The sequence below is a fragment of the Bacteroidota bacterium genome, from assembly GCA_018698135.1.
Lineage (GTDB): Bacteria > Bacteroidota > Bacteroidia > CAILMK01 > JAAYUY01 > JABINZ01.
In genome coordinates, this window is record JABINZ010000241.1 from 1 (window position 1) to 5277 (window position 5277).

5 protein-coding genes are annotated in these 5277 nt (G+C 35.0%); 4 read left to right on the top strand and 1 reads right to left on the bottom strand.

The annotated features are described in order from the left end of the window. Positions 1-211 precede the first annotated feature (211 nt). Complete coding sequence (locus HOG71_14980; protein MBT5992151.1) at positions 212-1597, bottom strand: tyrosine-type recombinase/integrase; 1386 nt, start codon at positions 1595-1597, stop codon at positions 212-214. Between the two features lie 640 nt (positions 1598-2237). Here HOG71_14980 and HOG71_14985 point away from each other — a divergent pair. From HOG71_14985 to HOG71_15000, 4 genes are read left to right on the top strand one after another with little or no spacing between them, the layout of a single operon-like run. Then, positions 2238-2462: a hypothetical protein gene (locus HOG71_14985; GenBank protein ID MBT5992152.1), complete on the top strand. Its 225-nt coding sequence runs from the start codon at positions 2238-2240 to the stop codon at positions 2460-2462. After that, complete coding sequence (locus tag HOG71_14990; GenBank protein ID MBT5992153.1) at positions 2459-2989, top strand: hypothetical protein; 531 nt, start codon at positions 2459-2461, stop codon at positions 2987-2989. The genes HOG71_14985 and HOG71_14990 overlap by 4 nt, the downstream gene beginning before the upstream one ends. Beyond that, entirely contained in the window at positions 2990-4738 is a 1749-nt protein-coding gene (locus HOG71_14995; GenBank protein MBT5992154.1) for a hypothetical protein, read from the top strand. A 28-nt stretch (positions 4739-4766) separates the two neighbouring features. Continuing rightward, positions 4767-5252 carry a hypothetical protein gene (locus tag HOG71_15000; protein ID MBT5992155.1) on the top strand — a complete coding sequence of 162 codons (486 nt, stop codon included), beginning with the start codon at positions 4767-4769 and terminating at the stop codon, positions 5250-5252. Positions 5253-5277: the final 25 nt, after the last annotated feature.

Consider the following 5277-nt stretch of genomic DNA (forward strand, 5'->3'; position numbering starts at 1 on the left):
CATTAAATATCTTTGAACCTTATATTCCATCCAATTGCCTTTCATAACGTAAAAAAACACGCATTGAATAGGGTGAAAACTTAGTAAAATGTGCGTCCAACGCATTCATAAACACCTGAAATTCTTTTAATTAACACCAACTAGGTTTTTAACGAATGTTTACTTCGCAATAACACCCAAATAAGATGATAAAGCGAATGTTTTATGCTGTTTATAATATGTCATCAAATGGACTTTTTATATTCATGATCGACTTTCTACTAACAAATGTATATATTTCTGTTGTTTTAGAGCTGCTGTGTCCCAACAATTCTTGTATAACTCTCAAATCAACACCATCTTCAAGCAAATGAGTAGCAAAACAATGCCGCATAACATGGGGCGTTACTGTTTGTTTTATTTTGGCTGCTTTGGCTGCTTTTTTTATTACTTCTTGAACACTTTTGGCTGAATACTTTTCTGAATTTTGTCCGCTAAGCAAATACTTTTTGGGCAAATAACTTTTTAGATACGCATGCAATAAAGGAATCAGCTTTATGGGAATTGGAACAACCCTAATCTTTTTCCCTTTTCCTTTTATTCTTACCATCCTTCTATCAAAGTCGATGTTGTTTACCTCCAGCTCAATTAATTCATTACACCTTAAGCCACATCCGTATAACAAACCAATAATAATCTGATGCTTTAAATTATGTATTTGCTTAAACATTCGGGCAACCGCCTCCTTTGAAATGACTTTGGGTAAGTTTTTTTCTTTTCTGGGTTGTGGCAAATCAAAATTATCTAGCTCAATCCGGTGAATGAACAAATAATATTTTCGTAAAGTGGTAATAATTTGTCTGTGGTAAGAATTAGAAAATCCTTCTTTTTCAACCTTATTGTGCAAATAGGTTTTTATTAATTCTAAAGGAATCTCATCTGAATTAAAATCATGACCACTAGATTGTAAAAAGTGAAGAAAAAAGTTGAGTAGCGACTCGTATTGAATAATGGTGTTTTTTGATAAATTTAACAAACGTAATTGTCTGCCAAACTCTGACGGAACAAGATTTTCTTTATTAACTTTTTCAACTTTCTTTTTAGAAGGTCTGATGCTAAAATCACTATTTTCAATGATGATTGTACATTTTTCATCTGCAAATGCATTTTTTAAATCTTCCAGATTATATTCTCCTCCGTAAACCGACCACATTTTAGCACCAGCATGATACCAGGCTCCATGAAGACTTTTTATCCGATCAATCCAACTTTTATTATAGTCAAATTCTAAATAATTCCTGTTCTCGACCTCATTTACCCTCACCTTAAGTATGTTGTTTTGGGACAATCTGTTTGAAATTTGTTCCTTATTTTCCTTAAATTCACTTATCTCTAACTCTGTCAGACCTTTAAACGTATTTAGGACAGCATCCCTGTTGCTACGATTATCTGCTAAATGCCAGCATCGATAACTCTGACTCCATCGTGCTTCCTTAATTGTTTTAATCAAATCAATTAATTGCTGGTTGTAGGGAAAATCAAGACGTATGTGTGCAAATCCCTTGTAAGTAAATTGTTTTAATTTGATTTGTTCGAGATGATTTTTTATTTTATCCATTGAATGCATAAAAAAAGAGAATGAATATAATTACCATAAAATTACACGTATTTTCTAAATAATCATTCTCAATAACTATTATTTAATAAGTCTTTCATTATTCAGCAAAACACATGGCCACATCTACATATTTCTTACATCTGTTGTAAGAAATTTATATTACTGATTTACGATGTAATTTTTACTCAAGTTTAATCTTTCTCCTATGACAGTTTTAGGTTTGGCTTTTCAGTTTTAATTATAGCTTCGCCCGCTCAATCACATAAAAACGCTTGAATCTTTAAAGTTTATATCGTATCCCAGATTTAAATCAAGCAGTTTTGAGGTAATTTATTTTTGTAGTTGTATTATAACGTCACAACTAATTTAAATATTATCTTTAGATTAATCCGATTAAATTTCTATTCCATGTAGCCGATGTTAAATCCATACATTTTTTGTAAAATGGAGCTTATAAACTAACTATAGAAGCAATTACTCCTTGGCCAATCTGAAATCTCAATTTGAAGGAAATATTTCTAATTAACCAATAGCAATTACTAGCACTTATTATTAATCATTTGCATCTACATGCATTTATTAGCAGCAGTTTTATGCATTAAAATATGTTTGCCTTCAAATTCTAAAAAAGCAAACATAAATGCCTTTACATTCCTTTCAGACCTCTGTAATTACTACATCATCAGGTGTTATTGGTGGAGTTACCAAAGCAATCAACTCAGGTTTTACACTTTGTAGTATTTCAATCCCACACATTATTGATGTAGCTTTTTATGCAGCCTTATCTGCCTTCATTGGTTATTCCATCAAACTAGGATTTGATGAACTCCGAGGATTTATCAAAAGAAAAAGGAGCAAATCATGAATGCCGTTGGAAAAGTATTCGTTGCAGGATTGGGCATCTTCGGCATCAGCAAATTGTTTTCAGCTGTTCAAGCCTTCAATGTCACTGAAGAGTTGAAAATCAATATCCTTAATCCAAGAGTTATCAACGCTGATAAAAATCCCTTTTCAGGTGGATTGGAAGTTGGATTTGAACTGCAATTACAAAATCCAACCCGAGGTAGCTTGAAAGTTACACAACCATATATGCAGATCCTTTCAGGCAAATCTGTTATTGCGCAAAGTCCGGTCAGCCAAAAAGAATACAGCATCAATCCATTATCGGAACTGACATTAGATACTATCAAGTTTAAACTTGGCTGGATGACTATTATCAATACACTCCTATCAAAGAAGTATGGCTTACCTACTGAACTCTCCTTGATTCAAAAAGTGACATGGATTATAACCAATTACAAAAAGATGATCAATACACTTGATCTCTCTGTCCGATATACCAATTATGCCAATGGGCTTTTCTATGCTAATGTAGAAAAAATCAAATATTAGATGAGTCAATTACTTCAAATAGGAAATGTCACATCAGGTTATCGTTCTATCCGAAGCGGGAAAGAATACGATAAGTTATTCACTAAGCCAGATAAAAGAGATCGCGTCATCATAGAAGATGGAGAAGTTGATCAAACTGTAAACCTGATGAAAAAAGTGGTATGGAAATACCTGGATGATACCAAACAAATAGCCAAACTATTAAGAGGCAATAGTCCCCAAGCAACCTCAAAAAAAATCTGGGATTTCCTTTACCACCATATACAATACAGACTCGATGAAAAAGGATTGGAACAATTAAGACGACCAGCAAGAAGCTGGTATGAACGACATACAGGCATTGACTGTGATTGCTTTTCCATATTTGCTTCTTCCATCCTTACAAACCTGAAAATCCCTCATTCATTCAGGATCACCAAGTATGGAAAAGATGTGTTTCAGCATGTTTATGTTGTCGTTCCAACAGGAAGTTCAACTTACATCATCGACCCCGTATTATCCAAAGCCAATTATGAAAAACCATTCACCGAAAAAAAAGATTTTACTATGAATTTAGACGGAATCAATGTAGCTGTCCTGAGCGGTCCAACAGGAAACGACCTTTATGATACCATTATGTCAACTGATCTAGAAGGATTGGAATTAGGCAATACCAACGAACAACAAGATTCTGAGGCCTTATTCAGCTATCTTGTTAAAACAAGAAATACCATTATTCAAAATCCGGATACTGTATCATTCTTTGAAGATCCACATGGGTTTGCAGAAATGTTGGATTATGCCATTAAATACTGGCATACACCAAACAGGGATAAAGCATTGGCCATCCTTGCCCAAAGCGAAGATGAATTCAATCTTATGCATGGATTGGATGGTTACGAAGATGATCTCGATGAAGAATTGTTGGGAAGAATTATTCGAAAAAAAGCCAAGAAAAAAGCACCCCCTAAAAAGTTCTTTAAAAACTTAAAAAGTTCATCAGGAAACATCAAAAAAGGATTAAAAAAAGTGGTTAAAGGTGTAATTCGATACAATCCTGTTACCGCAGCTGCCAGAGGTGGTTTTCTTATTGCCATGAAAATCAATCTCAAAAAAATGGCCTCAAAGCTTATTTGGGCATATTTTTCTAAAGAAGAAGCTATTAATAAAGGCATCAGTGAAGGCCGATGGAATCAGGCAAAAAAAGCATTGGAACGAGTCGAGAGACTTTTTGCTGATAAACTTCAGGGAAAAAGGGAAAATCTCAAAAAAGCCATAATCAATGGTCGGGCTGGCAAGAAAGCCGATGTGGGTGAATTAGGATCCTTGGGTGAACCAATTTCGGCAACAGCAGCTGCTGCTATGATTACCGCTGCAACACCTGTTATTGTTGCTACTATTAAAATCCTGAAAGATTCGGGCTTACTTAGTAAAGATGTCTCAGAAAAAATTGATGTTAATGAGCAAGTAGTCCAAAAACTATCCAGCCAACAAGCAAATGAAGACTATGCTGATTTTGATATTCCAAATGGTGACAAAGCGGAAGCTCAAAAAGATACTCCTAACAACTCCGCAGTAAACTTTTTAAAAAAGAATCCCATGGTAGTGGTAGGAGGACTTGCAGCTATTGGCGGAATTGGCTATTTACTTTTATCAGGCGACAAGTCGAAAAAGCAAAATACCAAAGCATTGGCAGGAACCAAAAAGGCTTCTACTAAAAAAGGAAAACAAACAAAATCCGACAAACTTAAATCCATTAAAATCGGCTAAACCATTTTCAACCCCATAAATTGTTAACATGACAAAAGGAAAAAAAATAACAACCAATCAAGTTCTGAAAGAACTAAAAGGCCCGGCATTGATTGTACTGGGCATGGCCGGAGGCTCCATTGCCGGAAAAGCAATCGACAAAGCCCTCAAGGTCGATCCAAACAAAACAAGCTTTGATGTAAAAGCTTTAGCAAAACCCATTGTTCAGCTTAGTGCTGGTATTGGTGGAGCACTCCTGCTCAAAGATGCCAATATGAAATTGGTTGCCTCTGGCGTAGGTGCTTCTGGTGTTGCTTCTTCTGTAAAAGTTCTTATCAAGAAGGATATCTTATCCGGATTCAAAGGATTGGGAGACAACCTCGCTACTGCCAGACAATTGCTGAGAGCCCAAAACTACAATCCCAATTTACCAGAATTGACTGATGGAAATTATCAATCTATGCAAATTGAGTATGCAAATTCTTCAGACAATTTTGATGAGTATGAAGAAATAGAAGAAATCGAAATACTCTAATCACTAGTTGCTCGTCACTCGCTAC